Here is a 21,661-nt window from a genome sequence, read left to right as displayed (position 1 = left end):
GGACAATACGATAGACCTAAAAAAGCCCCGCATCTTCTCAGAGGCGAGGCTTTTTTATCACCGTGCGATCAGTCGCGCTTTTCAGCCCACAAGTCGTACTCGTCGGCGTCGGTCACGGTGCACCAGACTTTGTCACCCGGCTTCAGGCCGCTGGCATCGTCGATAAATACGTTACCGTCGATTTCTGGGGCGTCGAAGAAGCAACGACCTACCGCGCCTTGCTCGTCGACTTCATCGATCAGCACTTCGATTTCCTTGCCGATGCGCAGTTGCAGGCGTGCCGAGCTGATGGCCTGCTGGTGCGCCATGAAGCGCTCCCAACGGTCTTGCTTGACGTCGTCCGGTACCACGGCCAAGTCCAGCAGGTTGGCCGGTGCACCTTCCACCGGCGAGTACTGGAAGCAACCGACGCGGTCTAGCTGCGCTTCGGTCAGCCAGTCCAACAGGTACTGGAAGTCTTCCTCTGTCTCGCCGGGGAAACCGACGATGAAGGTGGAGCGGATGATCAGCTCCGGGCAGATTTCGCGCCAGTTCTTGATGCGTGCCAGGGTCTTGTCTTCGAACGCCGGGCGTTTCATCGCCTTGAGCACTTTCGGGCTGGCGTGCTGGAACGGGATGTCCAGGTACGGCAGGATCTTGCCGGCGGCCATCAACGGGATCAATTCGTCCACGTGCGGGTACGGGTAAACATAGTGCAGGCGCACCCACACGCCCAGGCTGCTGAGGGCTTCGCACAGCTCGGTCATGCGGGTTTTCACCGGCGCGCCGTTCCAGAAACCGGTGCGGTATTTCACATCGACGCCGTAGGCGCTGGTGTCCTGGGAGATCACCAGCAGCTCCTTGACGCCGGACTTGACCAGGCGCTGGGCCTCGTCGAGCACATCACCCACCGGGCGGCTTACCAGTTTGCCGCGCATCGACGGGATGATGCAGAAGCTGCAGCTGTGGTTGCAGCCTTCAGAAATCTTCAGGTACGCGTAGTGACGCGGGGTCAGCTTGATGCCCTGGGGCGGCACCAGGTCGATCAGCGGGTTGTGGTCCTGACGTGGCGGCACCACTTCGTGCACGGCGTTGACCACCTGCTCGTACTGCTGCGGGCCGGTCACGGCCAGCACGCTCGGGTGCACGTTGCGGATATTGCCTTCTTCCACCCCCATGCAACCGGTCACGATGACCTTGCCGTTTTCCTTGATGGCTTCGCCGATCACTTCCAGCGATTCGGCCTTGGCCGAGTCGATGAAGCCGCAGGTGTTGACCACCACCACATCGGCGTCCTGGTAAGTGGACACGACGTCGTAGCCTTCCATACGCAATTGCGTGAGGATGCGCTCGGAGTCGACAAGCGCCTTCGGGCAACCCAGGGAAACAAAGCCAACCTTGGGGTTGGCTTTTGCGATGGTGGTGGACATGTCTAACCTCGGTATTGAATGACGCTGCCGGTCGTGCACGACAAGGCAACGGATGGGCGCTTGGTGCGCCTCTGATCAAAAAGTGCGCAATTCTATCGACGGGCAGCGCACTTGACCAGCTTTATGCAGGGAAATGCGACGAGTGCTGCGCCGGGTAATCCCCATAGCTACTGGCGCGCGCTTAAGCCTGGACGTCTTGTTCTGTTCGGTGCGATACCACTTTAGACATGCCCACACCTAACGCCTGGAGGACTTTGAGCAAAGTAGAGAGCTTAGGATCGCCGCCGACGCCGATGGACCTGTAAAGGTTTGCTCGATTGAGTCCTGTGTTCTGCGACAAGCTGAGCATCCCACCACGGGCTTCCGCCACTCGACGGACAGCAACAAGGAAAGCGTCCTCGCCACCGGCTTCATCTATTTCCTCAAGCGCGACAGACAAATATTCGAGGGCAAATGCCTCGTCGTTGCGAAGCATTTCCAGAACGCTATCTTCGTGCGGGCGGGTACGAATGGTCATTTTTGCTGCACCTTGTAAGATTTCCAGAGAGCCTTGGCCTGATCGATATCGTTCTGCTGTCTGGCCTTCGAACCACCGCCCAATAGAAAAATGATTTTTCGATCCTGGACTGCGTAATACACGCGAAACCCCGGGCCGAAGTCGAGCTTCATCTCAAAGACCCCATCACCCACTGGCTCGGTAACGCCAAAGTGACCAAGGGACGCCCCATCCACTCTGGTGGTGATTCTTGCTTTCGAACGCGTGTCCTGCACTGTATCCAGCCAAGCCTGGTAGATATCCACGCCGTTGATTGACAGTACGTGTTTCACTTCGTACATGAGGAGTGTACCTTAAAAGAGACAGTCCGATAGTTGAGTTTTTATATCGACTGCGCGCCATGCGAATGCACGAATGACTGATCAGGTAATCCGGCCAAGGCGCTCCTGCTCACACCACCCACGCAGCACGACTGAGCCGGGCCAGGAATATACGGTTGGCCGTAAATGTGATCAATGCAGGCAAAAAGGCGCCAAAGTGCTGCTGTGCCCGCTATGACTGATTGCCTAAAACGACACCCCGTTCACTTGAACGGGGAAATACGACGAGTGCTGCGCTATGCTTCGCGCCGTTGCGCACGGGTAAAGCCCTTGGGTCAATAAAACGTCTGTTACGAGAAGTAAAACAGCGCATGCTAGGGTCAGCTTAGAAGCGCTGTTTATAAAAGACCTCAGGTCAAAGGGCAGGAGTGGTTGATGGGTCAGGCAAGTAGTCAGGCAGCAGGTGCCGAGCATTCAAAAGCCAAGCCGATTGGCATGCTGGTGGCGGCGGTCGGGGTGGTTTATGGTGATATCGGGACCAGCCCGCTCTACACCCTTAAAGAGGTGTTCAACGGCGGTTATGGGGTGCAGGTCAACCATGACGGTGTCTTGGGGATCCTGGCGCTGATCTTCTGGTCGCTGATCTGGGTGGTGTCGATCAAGTACGTATTGTTCGTGCTGCGTGCCGACAACCAGGGCGAGGGCGGCATCATGGCCCTCACCGCGTTGGCCCGGCGAGCTGCCGGGAAGCACACGAAATTGCGCAGTTTCCTGGTGGTGTGTGGCCTGTGTGGCGCGGCGTTGTTCTACGGCGACAGTATGATCACCCCGGCAATTTCGGTGTTGTCGGCCATCGAAGGCTTGGAACTGGCGTTCGACGGCCTGGAAAAATGGGTAGTGCCCATTGCCCTGGTGGTGCTGGTGGCGCTGTTCCTGATCCAGAAACACGGCACCGACCGCATCGGCAAGCTGTTTGGCCCTGTGATGGTTACCTGGTTCCTGGTATTGGGCGGCCTGGGGGTGTACGGCATCCTGCAGCAGCCCGAAGTGCTCAATGCGCTGAATCCGGCATGGGGCGTGCGCTTCTTCATGGTTCACCCCGGTATTGGCGTGGCGATCCTCGGCGCGGTGGTGCTGGCATTGACCGGCGCTGAAGCGTTGTACGCCGACATGGGCCACTTCGGCCGCAAACCCATCGCCCGCGCCTGGTTCCTGCTGGTGCTGCCGGCGCTGGTGCTGAACTATTTTGGCCAGGGCGCGATGCTGCTGGGCGATCCGGAAGCGGCGCGCAACCCGTTCTACCTGCTGGCGCCGAGCTGGGCACTGGTCCCGTTGGTGGGCTTGTCCACCATGGCCACGGTGATTGCTTCCCAGGCGGTGATTTCCGGCGCGTTCTCGTTGACCCGCCAGGCAATCCAGCTGGGTTACATCCCGCGCATGCATATCCAGCACACCTCCAGTGCCGAACAGGGCCAGATCTACATCGGTGCAGTGAACTGGTCGTTGATGGTCGGCGTGATCCTGCTGGTGCTGGGTTTCGAATCCTCCGGCGCTCTGGCCTCGGCCTACGGTGTGGCGGTGACCGGCACCATGCTGATGACCACCATCCTGGTATCAGCGGTGATGCTGCTGCTGTGGAAATGGCCACCGGTGCTGGCCGTGCCGCTGTTGCTCTGCTGCCTGTTGGTGGATGGCCTGTTCTTCGCCGCCAACGCGCCGAAGATCCTCCAGGGCGGCGCCTTCCCGGTACTGGCGGGGATCGTGCTGTTCGTGCTGATGACCACCTGGAAGCGCGGCAAGCAATTGCTGGTCGGCCGTCTCGACGAGGGTGGCCTGCCGTTGCCGATCTTTATCAGCAGTATCCGCGTACAGCCGCCCCATCGCGTTCAGGGCACGGCGGTGTTCCTCACCGCGCGGCCCGACGCCGTGCCCCATGCGCTGTTGCACAACCTGCTGCATAACCAGGTGCTGCATGAGCAGGTGGTGCTGTTGACCGTGGTCTACGAAGACATTCCACGGGTGCCTGCGGCGCGACGCTTCGAGGTGGATGCCTATGGCGAAGGCTTCTTCCGGGTGATCCTGCACTTCGGGTTCACCGATGAACCGGACGTGCCTGAAGCGCTGAAACTGTGCCATCTGGATGACCTGGACTTCAGCCCGATGCGCACCACCTACTTCCTCAGCCGTGAAACGGTAATTGCCTCGCGCATCAAAGGCATGGCCCGTTGGCGTGAAGTGTTGTTTGCCTTCATGTTGAAAAACGCCAACGGCAACCTGCGGTTCTTCAAACTGCCGGTCAACCGTGTGATCGAGCTGGGCACCCAGGTCGAGATGTAAGGCGCTGCCTACCGGGAGTCGGCAATCGGCTCCCGCTTTCCTTTCTGAACCCTGTGCAAACGATGGTTGTCGACTAGGCTCTATGCACTGTTGAACAGTGCCCACAGAACCCAGAAGAGGTGCGCCATGAGTCAGCTGCTCGAACCTTATACCCTGCGCCAATTGACCCTGCTAAACCGCATCGCGGTTTCACCCATGTGCCAATACTCCAGCGACGATGGCCTGGCCAATGACTGGCACCTGGTGCACCTCGGCAGCCGGGCCGTAGGTGGCGCCGGGCTGATTTTTACCGAGGCCACGGCGGTGACCGCCGATGGCCGTATCACCGCCCAGGACCTGGGCCTGTGGAACGACACCCAGATCGAACCATTGCGGCGCATCACCCGTTTTATCGCGGCCCAGGGCGCGGTGGCGGGTATTCAATTGGCCCACGCCGGGCGCAAGGCCAGCACCCACCGGCCATGGATCGGCAAACACGGCAGCGTCAAGCCGGAGGAGGGCGGCTGGGTGCCGGTGGGGCCCTCGCCGATTGCCTTTGACCCCAATCACACCCAGCCCAAGCCACTGGACGAAGCACAGATCCAGCAAGTAATCGCCGACTTTGTCGCCGCCGCCAGGCGCGCCTTGACCGCAGGCTTTGAGGTGGTGGAAATCCATGCCGCCCACGGGTACCTGCTGCACCAGTTTCTCTCGCCGATCAGCAACCAGCGTCAGGACCACTACGGCGGCTCCTTCGAAAACCGCATTCGCCTGGTGCTGGAAGTCACCAAGGCCGTGCGCGCCGTGTGGCCTGAGGAGTTGCCGCTGTTTGTACGCGTGTCGGCCACCGATTGGGTGGAAGACGGCTGGAACCCGGATGAGACCGTGGAATTGGCGCGCCGCCTGAAAGACCTCGGGGTGGATCTGATCGACGTGTCGTCCGGTGGTACCGCCGCCAATGCCGAGATTCCCACCGGCCCCGGCTACCAGACGCGCTTCGCCGAGCGCGTGCGAAAGGAATCGGGCATCGCCACCGGCACGGTCGGCATGATTACCGAACCGGCCCAGGCCGAGCACATCCTGCGTACCTGCCAGGCTGACATTATTTTTCTGGCCCGTGAACTGCTGCGCGACCCGTACTGGCCGTTGCATGCCGACGATGACCTGGGCGGACGCAAAGCCATCTGGCCGGCGCAGTACCAGCGGGCAACCCATCGGGACCAGCCGATCCATGAGTCGGATCTGCGGGATTGACCCTACTTACCTCTGTGCCAAACCCACCCTGATACGGTGGGTTTTTTCTTGCTCGCGTTTATAGGAAGGCTGATCCTTGGCGGTTGTTAAGCAGGAGAAGCTTATGCTGGTGGAACGCGCGTTAACCGAAGACGATATCCCTTTGCTGGCAACCATCGATCGTACGGAGCTGATCCCGGCGTGCTATCGCATGGACTGCGGCGAACTGGTGTTGTATGCCACACATCATGACATGCACGGCTGGCCCGAAGGCGAGGCTGAACAGGATGCGGTGGCGCTGCGTGCCTGCCTCCAGCGCGGCGGGTGGTTATGGGGCGTATTCGACGGCCAGGTGCTGGTTGCCGCAGTGGTGGTGGACAATCGGCCGTTCCATCACCAGGGCCTGCTGATGCGGCAGCTGAAATTCCTGCATGTCAGCCACAGTGCCCGCGGTTCTGGCCTGGGCGGGCGGTTGTTGGCGCTGGCTTGCGAGCACGGCCGGCAAGTGGGGGCCCAAGCGCTCTATATCTCGGCGACGGAGTCGCGTAACACTGTGGACTTTTACCTGCGCCATGGTTGCCGTCTGTTGCAGCAACCCCACGCTGAGCTTTATGCGCAAGAACCGCTAGACATTCACCTGTATCGACCCCTGCGTGAGTAATGGCTGTAGGTTTTTATTACCGCCGTTATTTTTTAAGTTAATACTCTAAAAAAATCCCACGAATGATGAGATAGTTTCTACGCTAAGGGTAAGCCCGACTCCTGGCCCAGGGAGACAGGCGGTTGGTCCGCGAAGCCGTTGCGCTTCCCGGGAGTTTGGAAATGGGCACCAGGAGTGTTTGACTGATATCAGGAGTAGCGGTCCATGGCCAAGTCCTATGGCGTAGCGGGTGCGGTGGCGTCTTTTCTGAGCCGTCGGATGTCCTTGCGGGGTCGAAGGTTGAGTTCAGATGAGATGGAGTTGCTGGTGCAATACCGGGCGCTGACCGAGAGCGATCAGGTGGCGATGCGGTATCTGATTGGTGCGATGAAAAGCGTGTCGCGGTTCTAAGCCACCTGTGATCATTCCCACGCTGCGGCGTGGGAATGATCAGGCGGTTAGTTTCAGGTGTACTTGCGCTGCTCCGGTGCTGGCGGGAAGTACTGATACAGCCAGGTTTCACTCAGGGTGCGGTCCTGGGTTCGTATAAACAGGCGCAATTCGACGGGTTCCACGCTGTCGCTGGTGGGGTACCAGTCGAACAGGATGCGATAGCCCTTGATGTTATCCAGCACCAGCACGCTGAAATCCTTCACCTCACCATGGGAACAAGTCACCACCGGCTCGATGCCGGTGCCCGCTGGCAGGCGATCCAGGCCACCGCCCTTGAAGTCTACGGCGAAACGCCGCGCCCATACCTTCGGATAATGCTCGCCGGGTGCCCAGCCTTCGGTAAAGCCGCCCATGCCCGAACGGGTCGCGTCGACCTGTGCCAGCGGCGTGCTCACCGGCGGCAGTGCGCTCCAGTACAGCTTGTAGCCGTAGTTGAGCGAATCACCCGCGGCCACGGGCTTTTTCGGGGTCCAGAAGGCCACGATATTGTCCAGGGTTTCGCCAGTGGTGGGGATTTCCAGCAAGTCGATGGAGCCTTCGCCCCAGGCCGTGGTCGGTTCAACCCACAGGCTTGGGCGTTTGCTGTACCAGTCGACGGTGTCCTGGTAGCTGGCGAACTCATGGTCGGTCTGCACCAGGCCGAAGCCTTTGGGGTTGGTGTCGGCGAACGCGTTGAATTGCAGCTTGGCCGGGTTGTTCAGGGGCCGGCAGATCCACTCGCCGTTGCCGCGCCACATGGCCAGGCGGTCCGAGTCGTGGATTTGCGGGTGGATGGTGTCGCACATGCGGCGCTCATGGGTGCCGCAGCTGAACATACTGGTCATGGGCGCGATGCCCAGTTGCTCGATGGCGGTGCGCGCATTGATGTGCGCGTCGATCGCCATCACCACTTGGTTGGCCTGGCAGTCGATATCGAAGCGGTAGGCGCCGGTGGCGCTTGGCGAGTCGAGCAGGGCGTAGACCACAAAGCGCGTGGCGTTCTTGTCCGGAGTTTCGAACCAGAACTGCGTGAAATCGGGGAATTCCTCGCGTTTTTTCGCGTAGGTATCAATCGCCAGGCCACGCGCCGAGAGGCCGTACTGGCCGGTGGAATCCACCGCACGGAAGTAGCTGGCGCCGAGAAACGACAGCACGTCATGGCGGTCCAACTCCGGCGCCTTGAACAGCTTGAAGCCGGAGAAACCCAGGTCCCCGGTCAGTTGCTGGGTGTCCACCGTGGTTTTTTCATAGTTGAACAGTGAAGGGCGAAAATGCACTTCGCGGGCTTCACGGGTCTTTGGGTCGACGCTGTGCATACGCACCGGCGTCTTGAAGCCCATGCCGACGTGGAAGAACTGCACGTCCAGTTGGCCGTTCAACTCCTTCCACAGCGAATGGTTACGGTCATAGCCGATGGCGTTGAAATTCTGCGGGGTCATGGTGGCCAGGGTCGGCGGCAGCACCTGCTTAGTGTCCTGGTAGCCACGGGTGGCCAATTGCTTGGCCTGGGCCTTGAGCGATTCGAAATCGAACGCCACGGCCTTGCCATCGGCAGCCCGATTCCCGGCCCAGGCCTGCGCGGCCAGCAGGCCACTGGCCGACAAACCGGTGTAAGCCGCAATGGCCATGGATGCTTTGAGCAAATTCCTGCGGTGCATAGAGACAACCTATCGTGAGCAAATCCCGCGCCGTTCCTGGCACGTATCGGATCAGAAATAACGGTTCGGACATGCCTTCGGCCAAACGCAACGGACAATAAACAGACGCCGGATAGCTTAAGCGGTTCGATGAACAAGGCAAATTGATTGATGGCGGGATGATGGCGTTGCATGTGCAACAAGACATTTCCAGCATCGCAGGAGGACGTTACATCTGGAAGCACTCTAGATCGCGGCTTTTTGGCACTTAGTTTTACGCTGGAGGCCTATTGGTCCTACGAACCCAAGTGTCTGGAGGCTACGAATGAATACCCGTGGATTGCTCGATCAGTTGCTCAAGTCTGGCCAGGACATGTTGCAAAACAAGGCCGGCGGCCAACGCAAATCCAATGACAAGGGCGCCCTCGGCGGCTTGCTCAGCGGTGGCGGGCTCGGCAGCATGCTCGGCGGTGCCGGCGGCGGCGCCCTGGCGGCGGGGGCCATGGGCTTGCTGCTGGGCAATAAGAAAGCCCGCAAATTCGGCGGCAAGGCGCTCACCTACGGCGGCTTGGCCGCACTGGGTGTGATTGCCTACAAGGCTTACGGCAACTGGCAAGCCCAGCAGGCCAGCGCGCCCCAAGGCGAGCCGCAAACCATCGACCGCCTGCCGGCTGACCAGGTGGAGCAACACAGCCAGGGCATTCTCAAGGCACTGGTGGCCGCGGCCAAGGCTGATGGGCATGTGGATGAGCGCGAGCGCGCCTTGATCGAAGGCGAATTTACCAAGCTGGACAACGACCACGAGCTGCAACACTGGCTGCACGCCGAACTCAACAAGCCCCTGGACCCAACCGACGTTGCCCGCGCCGCCAGCACCCCGGAAATGGCCGCCGAAATGTACATCGCCAGCGTGATGCTGGTGGACGAAGAAAACTTCATGGAAAAAGCCTACCTGGACGAACTGGCACGCCAACTGAAACTTGAACCAGGCTTGAAGCTTGAGCTGGAAAAACAAGTACGGCTAAACGCATAAATAGGGCCACACGCCAGTCAAACCTGTGGGAGCGGGCTTGCCCGCGAATGCGGTGGGCCAGTCACTCTATTTCTGACTGACTGACTGACTCACGCCATCGCGGCATAGGCACCAACACCGTAACCACGATGCGAAGCGAGCCGCTCTTGATCTTGCTTTTGATCTGCTTGTGATCTTGATCTCAGGCGCCCCGTTAAACCACGCTGGCCGGAATTCGACAGGGATTTGGGGGGTAAACCGGCAGGGATGCCGGTTTAGCCGCCCCGCGCCATGGATGGCGCGTGGCGGCGGCCCCCCAAATCACTGGCGGATTACGGGCACACCGAGCCTGGGCGAGGTGCCGAGTGGTGGGGCAAGAGCGTTTTGCTTACTTTTGCGCTTTTCAAAAGTGAGCCGCCGTCAGGGCGGAACCCTAAGCGGCCATTGCCGCAGGAATGGATATGTACACAATCCAGCTGTGTTGACTGTCAGGCCGCCATCGCAGGCAAGTCAGCTCCCACATTCAGATCGTGGGGGGGCAGGTGGGTAGGCGTCGGCTGTCAGGCCGTCACGGGAGCAAGCTCCCTCGCCACAGGTCCAGCGCCGTACCAAAATTGTGTAGATAGCTGTGGCCAACGCGAGCACATCTGCATTCTGTGCACTGCACATCAAAAGCCTTGATAAAAGCGCGCAGCCGCTCAGCTATACTCCCCTCCATTTGAATGGCCCTGCGAGGAATTACTGTGAAGAACTGGACCCTGCGCCAAAGGATTTTGGCGAGCTTTGCGGTAATTATCGCGATCATGCTGCTGATGGTCGTGGTCTCGTATTCGCGCCTGCTGAAAATCGAAATCAGCGAAAACTCAGTGCGGGACGATGCGGTGCCCGGGGTGTTTTTCAGCTCCATGATTCGTAGCGCCTGGGTCGACAGCTACCTGCAGACCCAGGAGTTGGTCGGGATCCACGAGAACCAGGGCATTTCCGAAACCGACAAACAGGACTACAAGTCTTTCGAGGCTCGGCTTGAGCAACATATGGCCAGCTACGCAGGGACGATCAATATCACCCAGGATCGCACCGAATTCGATGCCTTCGAAAAACTGCACCAGAGCTACAACCAGATTCTCGCCCAGGTCTTGGCGGCCCATCAGAGCAATAACGCCGCCGAAGCACTGAGGTTGTTCAACGAGCAACTGACCCCCGCCTGGACCGCAGGCCGCATGAAGCTCAATGACATTATCAACGAAAACAAGCAGGTCGCCGACAACGCCACCGCCGCCATCGATGATGCGGTAGCGGCCGCGAAGATCAGCATGGGCGTCTCGCTGTTGCTGGCGATTCTCGCCGCCGCGCTGTGTGGCCTGTTGCTGATGCGCGCGATCATGGCGCCGATGCAGCGCATCGTTCAAATCCTCGAAGTCATGCGCACCGGCGACCTGAGCAAGCGCCTGAATCTGGAGCGCAAGGATGAATTCAACGCGGTTGAAACCGGCTTCAACGACATGATGACCGAGCTGACTGCTCTGGTGTCCCAGGCGCAGCGTTCATCGGTACAGGTCACTACCTCGGTCACCGAAATTGCCGCGACCTCCAAGCAGCAACAGGCGACCGCTACCGAAACAGCGGCCACGACCACAGAAATCGGCGCCACTTCCCGCGAAATTGCCGCCACGTCCAAGGACTTGGTCCGCACCATGACCGAGGTGTCTACCGCCGCCGACCAGGCCTCGGTGGCTGCCGGTTCTGGCCAGCAGGGCCTGGCCCGCATGGAAGAAACCATGCACTCGGTGATGGGCGCCGCCGACCTGGTCAACGCCAAGCTGGCGATCCTCAATGAGAAGGCCGGCAACATCAACCAGGTGGTAGTCACCATCGTCAAGGTGGCCGACCAGACCAACCTGTTGTCCCTCAATGCTGCGATCGAGGCTGAGAAAGCCGGTGAGTACGGGCGCGGCTTTGCCGTGGTTGCCACCGAAGTGCGCCGCCTGGCCGACCAGACCGCTGTGGCGACCTACGACATTGAGCAGATGGTGCGTGAGATCCAGTCGGCGGTGTCGGCAGGGGTGATGGGCATGGACAAATTCTCCGAGGAGGTGCGCCGCGGCATGTCTGAGGTGCAGCAAGTGGGCGAGCAACTGTCGCAGATCATCCATCAGGTACAGGCCCTGGCGCCGCGGGTGCTGATGGTCAACGAAGGCATGCAGGCCCAGGCCACCGGTGCCGAGCAGATCAACCACGCGCTGGTGCAATTGGGCGATGCCAGCAGCCAGACCGTCGAATCCCTGCGCCAGGCCAGCTTTGCCATTGATGAACTGAGCCAGGTTGCGGTCGGTCTGCGCAGCGGCGTCTCGCGTTTCAAAGTCTGATGAGCGAACTCGCGGCTAAACGCGGTGCCGTCCCGGCAGCGAAAAAGGCGTTGTTTCTGGTGTTTCGCATCGGCAACGAACGCTTTGCCCTCAAGGCTACGGAAGTGGCCGAGGTGCTGCCGCGCCTGGCGCTCAAACCTATCGCCCAAGCGCCCTTGTGGGTGGCGGGTATCTTCGCCCATCGTGGGGTGCTGGTGCCGGTCATCGACTTGAGCGCCCTGACGTTCGGCACTTCGGCCCAGGCGCGTACCAGCACGCGCCTGGTGCTGGTCAATTACCAGCCGCAGCCCTGGAGTGAGGCGCGTTGGCTGGGGCTGATTTTGGAACAGGCCACCGACACCCTGCGTTGCGACCCCGCCGAATTCCAGCCCTATGGCCTGGACAACCGGCAGGCGCCGTACCTGGGGCCGGTGCGTGAAGATGCCCAGGGCTTGATGCAGTGGATTGGCGTTGCGGATCTGTTGACCGCGCCAGTGCGCGCCTTGCTGTTTTCCGCCGAGTTGAGCCTATGAGCAATGACCCGCGGTTTTTCGCGTTTTTGAAAGAACGCATCGGCCTGGACGTCGCTTCGGTGGGCGAGGCGATTATCGAACGCGCGGTGCGCCAGCGCTGCCAGTCGTCCCAGTCGCAGTCGGCGGAGGCTTACTGGCAACACCTGCAAACCTCCCATGACGAGCAGCAGGCGCTGATCGAAGCGGTGATCGTCCCCGAGACCTGGTTTTTCCGCTATCCCGAATCCTTTGCAACCCTGGCTCGCCTGGCCCAGGCACGCTTGGCCGAGATCAACCAGATGCGCGCCCTGCGTATTCTCAGCCTGCCGTGTTCGACCGGCGAAGAACCCTATTCGATTGCCATGGCCTTGCTCGATGCGGGGTTGGCGCCCCACCAGTTCAAAGTGCAGGGCATGGATGTCAGCCCGCTGTCGGTGGAGCGCGCGCGGCGGGGCGTGTACGGCAAGAACTCGTTTCGCGGCGCCGACCTTGAGTTTCGTGACCGTCACTTCACTGAAGACGCAGGTAATTACCGCATCGCCGACCGGGTGCGCGAACAAGTGCGCCTGCAAGTCGGCAACTTGCTGGACCCGGCACTGCTGGCGAATGAGCCAACCTACGATTTTGTGTTCTGCCGCAACTTGCTGATCTACTTCGACCAGCCGACCCAGAAACAGGTCTTTGATGTGCTCAAGGCATTGACTCACGTAGACGGTGTGCTGTTTATCGGCCCGGCCGAGGGCAGCCTGCTGGGGCGTCACGGCATGCGCTCCATCGGTGTGCCGCAGTCCTTTGCCTTCAGTCGGCATGTAGAACCGGCCCCGCCGGTTGCACCTGTGGTCAAACCGACGCCCGCGCCGCTACCGCAGCGCAGGGCGGTGCCGATACCGCTCAAGCCGCGGCCGTTCAGCACCGTCAGCCCCAACGTGCCACCGGTCAAAGTGGTGACTACCGATGCCGGGGATTTGCTCAGCCAGATCGCAACCCTGGCCAACGAGGGCAAAAGTGCCGAGGCCCGAGCGGCCTGCGAACGGTATTTGAGCAGTCACCCGCCGGCCGCCCAGGTGTTTTACTGGTTGGGGCTGCTCAGCGATGTGGCTGGCAGTGCCCTGGAGGCCCAAGGGTATTACCGAAAAGCCCTGTATCTGGAACCGCAGCATCCCCAGGCCCTGATGCACCTGGCTGCGTTGCTCGAGTCCCAGGGTGACAGTGCTGGCGCGCGTCGTCTTCAGGCACGCGCCGCCCGTAGCGAGCGAGCTGACAGTGAGTCCAAACGATGAGTAGCCCTGACGCGCTCGACACCGCAGGCCTGGACCTGACGCTGACCGATACCCAAGCCATTGACGACTGTTGGAACCGCATCGGTATTCATGGCGACAAGTCCTGCCCGTTGTTGGCCGAGCATATCCACTGCCGCAATTGCTCGGTGTATTCCGCCGCCGCCACACGCCTGCTCGACCGCTACGCACTGCAACAGGACGACCATCACGCGCAGGTAACTGCCGAAGCGGATAACGAGGTGGTCACCCGTTCGCTGTTGATGTTCCGCCTCGGCGAAGAATGGCTCGGTATCGCCACCCGTTGCCTGGTGGAAGTGGCGCCGTTGCAGCCGATCCACTCGCTGCCGCACCAGCGTTCCCGAGCGCTGCTGGGCGTGGCCAACGTACGCGGGGCGCTGGTGGCGTGCCTGTCACTGGTGGAACTGTTGGGCCTGGACAGCACCAGTGCCGGCTCCAGCGGCGGGCGGATCATGCCGCGCATGCTGATCATCGCTGCCCAGGACGGCCCGGTCGTGGTGCCGGTGGATGAAGTAGACGGTATCCATGCCATCGATGAGCGCACCTTGAAGGCCGCATCGGTGTCCGGCACCCAGGCCAGCGCACGCTACACCCAAGGCGTGTTGCAGTGGAAAGGCCGCAGCCTGCGTTGGCTGGACGAAGCGCAATTGTTGTCCGCCGTGACCCGGAGCCTCGCATGACCCCCGACCAGATGCGCGATGCCTCGCTGTTGGAACTGTTCAGCCTGGAGGCTGATGCGCAGACCCAAGTGTTGAGCGCGGGCCTGCTGGCGCTGGAACGCAACCCGACCCAGGCCGACCAGCTCGAAGCCTGCATGCGCGCCGCGCATTCACTTAAAGGGGCGGCGCGGATTGTCGGTGTGGATGCCGGCGTCAGCGTGGCCCACGTCATGGAAGATTGCCTGGTCAGCGCCCAGGAAGGCCGTCTGTATCTGCAACCTGAACATATCGACGCATTACTGCAAGGCACTGATCTGCTGATGCGTATCGCCACCCCGGGCAACGATGTGGGGCCGGCGGATATCGAGGCGTACGTAGCGCTGATGGAGCGCTTGCTCGATCCCTCGCAGCCGATTGCGACGCCCGCGCCAAAACCCGAGCCCATCCCCGCGCCGCGGGTTGACGCGCTGCTGCTGGAGCCCGAGCTGGAGCCTGCGCCACCGCTCGGCAGTGACGCGCCGCGCCAGAACAAGCGCATGACCGAAGGCGGCGAGCGTGTGCTGCGGGTGACGGCTGAGCGCTTGAACAGTCTGTTGGACTTGTCCAGCAAATCCCTGGTGGAAACCCAGCGGCTCAAGCCGTACCTGGCCAGCCTGCAACGCCTCAAGCGCATTCAAAGTAACAGCTTGCGTGCGCTGGATGCCCTGGACGGCCAGCTCAAGTCGCTGGATCTGAACCTGGAAGCCCAGGAGGCCCTGGCCGATACCCGTCGCCTGCTGAGTGAAGCCCAGGCCCTGCTGGCGGAAAAAAACGCCGAGCTGGATGAGTTCGGCTGGCAGGCCGGCCAGCGCGCCCAGGTGCTCTACGACACCGCATTGGCCTGCCGCATGCGGCCGTTTGCCGATGTGCTGGCCGGGCAGGTGCGCATGGTGCGTGACTTAGGTCGCAGCCTGGGCAAGCAAGTGCGCCTGGAGATTGAGGGCGAAAAGACCCAGGTCGACCGGGACGTGCTGGAAAAACTCGAAGCGCCGCTCACCCATCTATTACGCAATGCGGTCGATCACGGCATCGAACCCCCTGAGCAACGCGTGCTGGCGGGCAAGCCGGCGGAAGGCTTGATTCGCCTGCGTGCGTCCCATCAGGCCGGGTTGTTGGTGCTGGAATTGAGCGATGACGGCAACGGTGTCGACCTCGAGCGCCTGCGCGGCACCATCGTCGACCGCCATCTGTCGCCGGTTGAAACGGCCCTGCGTCTGAGTGAAGAGGAACTGCTCACGTTCCTCTTCTTGCCAGGGTTCAGCCTGCGCGACAAAGTCACCGAAGTGTCCGGGCGCGGGGTCGGCCTGGACGCGGTGCAACATATGGTTCGTCAACTGCGCGGCGCGGTGGTGCTGGAGCAGACGGCGGGGCAGGGCAGCCGCTTCCATCTTGAGGTGCCGTTGACCCTGTCGGTGGTGCGCAGCCTGGTGGTGGAAGTCGGCGAAGAAGCCTATGCCTTTCCCCTGGCGCATATCGAACGCATGTGCGACCTGGCGCCCGACGACATCGTGCAGTTGGAAGGCCGCCAGCACTTCTGGCATGAGGGCCGGCACGTCGGCCTGGTTGCCGCCAGCCAGTTGCTGCAGCGCCCGCCGGGGCAGAGCCCGTCAGATACCTTGAAGGTGGTGGTGATCCGCGAGCGCGATGCCGTGTACGGGATTGCCGTGGAGCGTTTTATCGGCGAGCGCACCCTGGTGGTGTTGCCGCTGGATGATCGCCTGGGCAAAGTCCAGGACATTTCTGCCGGGGCCTTGCTCGATGACGGCTCGGTGGTGTTGATCGTCGATGTCGAAGACATGCTGCGTTCGGTGGATAAATTGCTCAACACCGGTCGCCTGGAGCGCATTGCCCGGCGCAGCCAGCAGGCCACCGAAGCGCCGCGCAAGCGTGTGCTGGTGGTGGACGACTCACTGACGGTGCGCGAGCTGCAACGCAAATTATTACTCAATCGTGGTTATGAAGTCGCTGTTGCGGTCGATGGCATGGATGGCTGGAACGCATTGCGCTCCGAGGACTTCGACCTGCTTATCACTGATATTGATATGCCTCGCATGGACGGTATTGAATTGGTCACACTTTTGCGCCGTGACAGTCGCCTGCAATCGTTGCCGGTGATGGTGGTTTCCTACAAGGATCGTGAAGAAGACCGCCGCCGTGGCCTCGACGCCGGGGCCGACTATTATCTAGCCAAAGCCAGTTTCCATGACGACGCCTTGCTCGACGCCGTGGTTGAACTGATTGGAGGCGCCCGGGCATGAGGATTGCGATCGTCAATGACATGCCCCTGGCGGTGGAGGCCTTGCGCCGCGCCCTGAGTTACGAGCCCGCCCACGAGGTGGTATGGGTGGCCAGCAATGGCCTGGAAGCGGTACAGCGTTGCGCCGAGCTGACCCCGGACCTGATCCTGATGGACCTGATCATGCCGGTGATGGATGGGGTGGAGGCCACCCGGCAGATCATGGCCGACACGCCTTGCCCGATTGTGATCGTCACTGTCGACCGCCAGGCCAACGTCAGCCGCGTATTCGAAGCCATGGGCCACGGCGCCCTGGATGTGGTGGACACCCCGGCACTGGGCGTTGGCAACCCTAAGGATGCGGCCGCGCCCCTGCTGCGCAAGATCCTCAATATTGGTTGGCTGATCGGCCAGCGCGGCACGCGGGTGCGTGCCGAAACCCCGCCGCAGCGGGTCACCGGCAAGCGTCAACGGCTGGTGGCCATTGGTTCTTCGGCTGGTGGGCCGGCGGCACTGGAAGTTCTGCTCAAGGGTTTGCCCCGGGATTTTCCCGCCGCCATCGTGCTGGTACAGCATGTGGACCAGGTCTTCGCCGCCGGCATGGCCGAGTGGCTGAGCAGCGCTTCCGGCCTGCCGGTGCGCCTGGCCTGTGAGGGCGAGCCGCCTCAACCCGGCGTGGTATTGCTGGCCGGAACCAACCACCATATTCGCTTGTTGAAAAATGGCACGCTAGCCTATACCGCAGAGCCGGTGAACGAGATTTACCGGCCCTCCATCGACGTGTTTTTCGAAAGCGTCGCCAGTTACTGGAACGGTGACGCTGTCGGCGTGCTACTGACCGGCATGGGGCGCGACGGGGCCCAGGGCCTCAAGTTGATGCGCGAACAAGGATATTTGACCATCGCCCAGGATCAGCAAAGCTCGGCGGTGTACGGCATGCCCAAAGCGGCGGCGGCGATTGATGCTGCTGTTGAAATTCGCCCACTGGATAGAATTGCGCCCCGATTGCTGGAGGTCTTTGCAAAATGAACAAGAATCTCCCGCCGTGCTGGCTTGCAGGTAGTAATTCAGGTGATTGCACATGAATGATTTACAGCTCGACGACTTCAAGACCGACGAAAACGCCGCCATGGTGCTGCTGGTCGACGACCAGGCCATGATCGGTGAAGCCGTGCGGCGTGGCCTGGCCCATGAAGAGAACATCGACTTCCACTTTTGCGCCGACCCGCACCAGGCAATTGCCCAGGCGATCCGCATCAAGCCCACGGTGATCCTGCAAGACCTGGTGATGCCGGGCCTGGACGGCCTGACCCTGGTGCGTGAGTACCGCAATCACCCGGCCACCGCGAATATCCCGATCATCGTGCTGTCCACCAAAGAGGATCCGCTGATCAAAAGCGCGGCCTTTGCGGCCGGGGCCAACGATTATCTGGTCAAGCTGCCGGACAACATCGAACTGGTAGCGCGCATCCGCTATCACTCGCGCTCCTACATGACCCTGTTGCAGCGCGACGCGGCCTACCGCGCGTTGCGGGTCAGCCAGCAACAGTTGCTGGACACCAACCTGGTGCTGCAACGCCTGATGAACTCCGACGGCCTGACCGGGCTGTCCAACCGCCGCCACTTCGACGAATACCTGGAGCTGGAATGGCGCCGCGCCATGCGCGACCAGACCCAACTCTCGTTGCTGATGATCGATGTGGATTTCTTCAAGACCTACAACGACAGCTTCGGCCATGTCGAGGGCGACGAAGCCTTGCGCAAAGTCGCCGCCACCATTCGCGATGCTAGCAGCCGCCCTTCGGACTTGCCGGCGCGCTACGGTGGCGAAGAGTTCGCACTGGTCCTGCCCAACACCTCGCCGGGCGGCGCACGCCTGGTCGCGGAAAAACTGCGCATGGCGGTGGCGGCGTTGAAAATCCCGCACATCGCCCCGGCTGAAGGTGCCAGCCTGACCATCAGTATCGGGCTGTCGACGTTGACGCCGGCTCAGGGTACGGACTGTCGGCAGTTGATCATGGCGGCGGACAAGGGGTTGTACACGGCCAAGAACAATGGGCGTAATCAGGTTGGTATCGAGTAATTAGAGGCCAACTTCAATGTGCGAGGGGGACTTCCCCCTTGCACTCCTGAGTTTCGTACTCATCCGAATTGATTACATATGAAAGTTTTTGAGCTAAGAAATCTGCCATCGTTGTAGAGCCGATGGCAGGGGGCAGGACGGCGTTATTCTATTCTGAATCCAGGCTTGCCATTATTCGCGCGCCACTCTTTGACCTCTTTTACAATGCCTTCTGGACTGTCTTCTCTACCCTTTCTTGGATAATAGACGAGATCTGACCCATCAGGATGCTCCGTAAGTCGCTTGAATTCTAATAGCATTTCGTCATCTTCTTCCTCAGAGCGAGCACTCGCATCACAAAGAGAAATTACAAATTTTAAAAATTCGCTTTCTGTGTACTCGGAAATTGAGGTTTTCATCTTAATTACCTTTGCCGTGAATACGCTTATGAAGTTTTGGAGTGACTATGTGGATATTGTCGATGTCGAAAATTTCTCCGCCTTGGGAAATGAATATTTTATGGTGAAGTTCGAATTTACTAGATTTTCCAGCATGTTCTAGTTCGCTAGTATAGGGCGCCTTGCCGTTTAGTATTCTTCTTAGGTTTTGACGGTTTAACTGACTAGCCAGTTCCGAGTCGCTAGCAACCGTTGTCCAGAAGGCTTCACGAAATGCCTTGAAGTTTTTAAATTCTTGACCTCTCAGTTTTGCGGCAATTTGCGATGGTATAGGGACTCCTTCACCCTGGGAGGCCGCTCCCAGCCAAGAGCCGGTTATAGATTGCCCATTGCCTGTCACGATTCCGGGATCTTCACGCCGATCCCTGAACATGACATAGATTGGAGGCAGGCCAGAATCGACCGGGAAAACGATGATGAAGTCGTCAAATCCAGCTTCAACAACGGCTGGAAAACTGTCAACCCTACCCTCGACTGGAATTGTGTCGGCGCCTGCATAGACGGGCGTTTCAGGCGGGGCCGGTGGCAGCGTTGTTGAGCTATCTCCAGGAGCGGAAATAGGTGTCCAAATCAACGTTCTTGGTGGAATGTCACTTGTCGTGACGGTGTATACCTTCTGCCCAGGATCATAGGTCGCAGTAACCACTTTGACCCTGGAAGGCACGCTTGCACCATCGGTGTTGACCACAAAAACTTCTGACCGCCCATCTGCGGCCGTCCTCGAACTCATTCGAACCGGCAGGTCGATTGTGCCGTTGACTGCCGAACTTATCGTCGACTCGTCGAGGCCTGGTACCAAGGTTGAGATCGGTGTGCCAAGCGCATAACGCTCTGGAAGTTCTCCGTTCGCGAGTTTGGGAGAATAGATCAGCGCTGAAACACCGACCATCAAGCCACTCGCGGTACTGGCGGCCAATTCCGTCAATGCGGCCACTGCTGCCCCAATAGCGGCTCGCAGCGTGACGGTAACCCCCTCTGCTGTAGCGATAGTTCCGACTGAGGTCATGACTATCGCTTGAGTCGCAGCAGCAGTGCCCGACAGTCGATAGGTATTGGCTACTCTTACCGCTTCAATACGCGCTTGGGCCGTTGCGACCTGCTGCGCACGTTCTGCGAGGTCGCTGATTGCATTGGAGGCGTTGGCAAGAAACCGCGCGGACTCTGACTTCAGCACAAAATCATGGTGGCTGAGCCATCTCACCCCAAGCGCGGTGTTCTGCTGCAGATAAATAAGCTGTTTGAGTCCCTCAAGCTCGGGTTTGCTGAGTGGCGGTGTAACCTGTGGGTTGGCTGCGGGATAGTAAATCATCAACCCGTTCCGGTTTATGGCTAACGGTGGGTCAATAGGTTTGATCGCAGCCATCGTTTTTTCGATCATTTTGTCCAGCGTGTTTTTGTAACGCATGAGGGTCTGGTCGGGTGTCAATCCAACGACCGAACCGGCAAGAGAGGCGAGTTCCACCTGCAGGTATTCCGGCAGCAACTGCACTTGAATTTCCAACTCATCTGCAATGACCTTCAGATACTCATTGTGTAAATTTGCCCAGCCAGGATCCTGTTCGGCTAAATTGGCCTCCAGCGTTTGCCGGGCCTTTGCCAACCCTGAAAGTTTTTTAGTCAGAATGTCTATGGAGAGCGAGAGAGCCTTGAGTTCTTGTGCGGCCCTCCAGACGTTGTCGTAAAGTGTGTAGGCATCGCCCAGATTTTTTATCGGGTCAGAAGAGGCAAGCGTTTCACGTAGCTTTGTATAAGTTAAGTTTTCCATCAGGTAAAAAGGGCTTTGATCATAGAGCCCATAGATGAGTGGCGCAGTACTGGCGTATTTGGTTTTTTTCGCGCCGATGATTTCAAGTGTGATTTTTTGATCGAGAACGGCTGAGGCTGTTTCTGTAAGCGGCTGTGAAGCTTTCGCGGCGTGCTGTTTCTCTGCGAGTTCGCGTTCAGTGTCAGTCGTGAGCGTTGCGAACCGTGCGCTGTACTCCGCGTCAATCAAGGATTGATTGTACTTTTGCTCTCCAATGAAATCGGCGGTGGTGCTAGGGAAGTCAAACTGCTTGAAGCGGCTACGGTCTCCTTCACCCCGACGTGGCCCTTCTTGAAGGCCCCAGCCATCTCCACTTCCTACGTAGCCTCCGCCTTCACCACCCCAATAAGTGTTTCGTCTCCCTGCGGTAATTATCGTCGGCTTGAGTTCTAAAGGTTGTCCTGGCTGCCACCCTTGTTGTGCCATAGGGCCTCTCCATTTTTATGAGAGTGATCGTTAGAGTTTGTGCGTCCTGAAGAAAAAAACTCAGGCGCTTTGATCAAACTTATTTGAGAGGGAAGAAAGAAAAAACTGATGGCGTTTTGATTTGATTTTATGCGTGTAGGAGACTCTGTAAGACGGTTCTGAAACTGATGTATTTATATTCTTGTATGTTTATCACTTGAGTCTTGGGATGATTTGGCTAGAAACCTAATTGTTTGTTTTTATTGGAGTGGGTTGGTTTGTGGTCTTTTAGGCAGGCTCTGATTTGGATTTTCAAATTATTTGTATAAACAGATGAACGGTCTGGTT

18 protein-coding genes are annotated in these 21,661 nt (G+C 59.6%); 12 read left to right on the top strand and 6 right to left on the bottom strand.

Annotated elements, in window-relative coordinates; genetic code table 11:
• Nucleotides 1–68: 68 nt before the first annotated feature.
• From rimO to GIW79_RS10230, 3 genes are all read right to left on the bottom strand, one after another.
• The gene (rimO, locus tag GIW79_RS10240; protein ID WP_003231334.1) at nucleotides 69–1,409 is read right to left on the bottom strand and encodes a 30S ribosomal protein S12 methylthiotransferase RimO; all 1,341 of its coding nucleotides are present in this window, start codon (nucleotides 1,407–1,409) and stop codon (nucleotides 69–71) included.
• Nucleotides 1,410–1,590: 181 nt separating this feature from the next.
• On the bottom strand, nucleotides 1,591–1,926 hold the full coding sequence (locus GIW79_RS10235) for an addiction module antidote protein (protein ID WP_060764521.1): 336 nt from the start codon (nucleotides 1,924–1,926) through the stop codon (nucleotides 1,591–1,593).
• Nucleotides 1,923–2,246 (bottom strand): type II toxin-antitoxin system RelE/ParE family toxin, encoded by a 324-nt coding sequence (locus GIW79_RS10230; protein WP_054897104.1) that lies wholly within the window; start codon nucleotides 2,244–2,246, stop codon nucleotides 1,923–1,925. The genes GIW79_RS10235 and GIW79_RS10230 overlap by 4 nt, the downstream gene beginning before the upstream one ends.
• 414 nt (nucleotides 2,247–2,660) lie before the next feature.
• On the opposite strand from GIW79_RS10230, the gene GIW79_RS10225 reads away from it, so the two are divergent.
• From GIW79_RS10225 to GIW79_RS10210, 4 genes are all read left to right on the top strand, one after another.
• On the top strand, nucleotides 2,661–4,562 hold the full coding sequence (locus GIW79_RS10225) for a potassium transporter Kup (RefSeq protein WP_014717187.1): 1,902 nt from the start codon (nucleotides 2,661–2,663) through the stop codon (nucleotides 4,560–4,562).
• A gap of 126 nt (nucleotides 4,563–4,688) precedes the next feature.
• Entirely contained in the window at nucleotides 4,689–5,795 is a 1,107-nt protein-coding gene (locus GIW79_RS10220; protein ID WP_034126499.1) for an NADH:flavin oxidoreductase/NADH oxidase, read from the top strand.
• A 103-nt stretch (nucleotides 5,796–5,898) separates the two neighbouring features.
• Nucleotides 5,899–6,435: a GNAT family N-acetyltransferase gene (locus GIW79_RS10215; protein ID WP_197900801.1), complete on the top strand. Its 537-nt coding sequence runs from the start codon at nucleotides 5,899–5,901 to the stop codon at nucleotides 6,433–6,435.
• 204 nt (nucleotides 6,436–6,639) lie between these two features.
• A complete protein-coding gene (locus GIW79_RS10210) occupies nucleotides 6,640–6,825 on the top strand; it encodes a hypothetical protein (protein WP_014717190.1) in 186 nt (61 codons plus the stop codon).
• Between the two features lie 53 nt (nucleotides 6,826–6,878).
• On the opposite strand, the gene GIW79_RS10205 is transcribed toward GIW79_RS10210, so the two are convergent.
• A complete protein-coding gene (locus tag GIW79_RS10205; RefSeq protein ID WP_054897106.1) occupies nucleotides 6,879–8,504 on the bottom strand; it encodes a glucan biosynthesis protein D in 1,626 nt (541 codons plus the stop codon).
• Between the two features lie 304 nt (nucleotides 8,505–8,808).
• Between GIW79_RS10205 and GIW79_RS10200 the strand changes: the two genes are divergently transcribed.
• From GIW79_RS10200 to GIW79_RS10165, 8 genes are all read left to right on the top strand, one after another.
• Entirely contained in the window at nucleotides 8,809–9,516 is a 708-nt protein-coding gene (locus GIW79_RS10200; protein WP_054897107.1) for a tellurite resistance TerB family protein, read from the top strand.
• Between the two features lie 722 nt (nucleotides 9,517–10,238).
• On the top strand, nucleotides 10,239–11,861 hold the full coding sequence (locus tag GIW79_RS10195; protein WP_014717193.1) for a methyl-accepting chemotaxis protein: 1,623 nt from the start codon (nucleotides 10,239–10,241) through the stop codon (nucleotides 11,859–11,861).
• A complete protein-coding gene (locus tag GIW79_RS10190) occupies nucleotides 11,861–12,373 on the top strand; it encodes a chemotaxis protein CheW (protein ID WP_034126504.1) in 513 nt (170 codons plus the stop codon). The genes GIW79_RS10195 and GIW79_RS10190 overlap by 1 nt, the downstream gene beginning before the upstream one ends.
• Nucleotides 12,370–13,632: a CheR family methyltransferase gene (locus GIW79_RS10185; protein WP_054897108.1), complete on the top strand. Its 1,263-nt coding sequence runs from the start codon at nucleotides 12,370–12,372 to the stop codon at nucleotides 13,630–13,632. The genes GIW79_RS10190 and GIW79_RS10185 overlap by 4 nt, the downstream gene beginning before the upstream one ends.
• Complete coding sequence (locus GIW79_RS10180) at nucleotides 13,629–14,330, top strand: chemotaxis protein CheW (protein ID WP_236453140.1); 702 nt, start codon at nucleotides 13,629–13,631, stop codon at nucleotides 14,328–14,330. The genes GIW79_RS10185 and GIW79_RS10180 overlap by 4 nt, the downstream gene beginning before the upstream one ends.
• A complete protein-coding gene (locus tag GIW79_RS10175; protein WP_236453138.1) occupies nucleotides 14,327–16,606 on the top strand; it encodes a hybrid sensor histidine kinase/response regulator in 2,280 nt (759 codons plus the stop codon). The genes GIW79_RS10180 and GIW79_RS10175 overlap by 4 nt, the downstream gene beginning before the upstream one ends.
• Entirely contained in the window at nucleotides 16,603–17,613 is a 1,011-nt protein-coding gene (locus tag GIW79_RS10170; protein WP_034126508.1) for a chemotaxis response regulator protein-glutamate methylesterase, read from the top strand. Before GIW79_RS10175 ends, GIW79_RS10170 begins: the two co-directional genes overlap by 4 nt.
• Nucleotides 17,614–17,665: 52 nt before the next feature.
• Nucleotides 17,666–18,667: a response regulator gene (locus tag GIW79_RS10165; RefSeq protein WP_054897111.1), complete on the top strand. Its 1,002-nt coding sequence runs from the start codon at nucleotides 17,666–17,668 to the stop codon at nucleotides 18,665–18,667.
• Between the two features lie 143 nt (nucleotides 18,668–18,810).
• Here GIW79_RS10165 and GIW79_RS10160 read toward each other — a convergent pair whose 3' ends face one another.
• Nucleotides 18,811–19,065, bottom strand: coding sequence for a bacteriocin immunity protein (locus GIW79_RS10160; RefSeq protein ID WP_054897112.1), 255 nt, complete (start codon nucleotides 19,063–19,065; stop codon nucleotides 18,811–18,813).
• 1 nt (nucleotide 19,066) lies between these two features.
• Entirely contained in the window at nucleotides 19,067–21,334 is a 2,268-nt protein-coding gene (locus GIW79_RS10155) for an S-type pyocin domain-containing protein (protein WP_236453136.1), read from the bottom strand.
• Nucleotides 21,335–21,661: the final 327 nt, after the last annotated feature.

This window comes from Pseudomonas sp. PA-7-1E (genome assembly GCF_021605325.1).
Taxonomy (GTDB): Bacteria; Pseudomonadota; Gammaproteobacteria; order Pseudomonadales; family Pseudomonadaceae; genus Aquipseudomonas; species Aquipseudomonas fluorescens_BV.
This window is presented reverse-complemented; position numbering and strand designations above follow the sequence as displayed.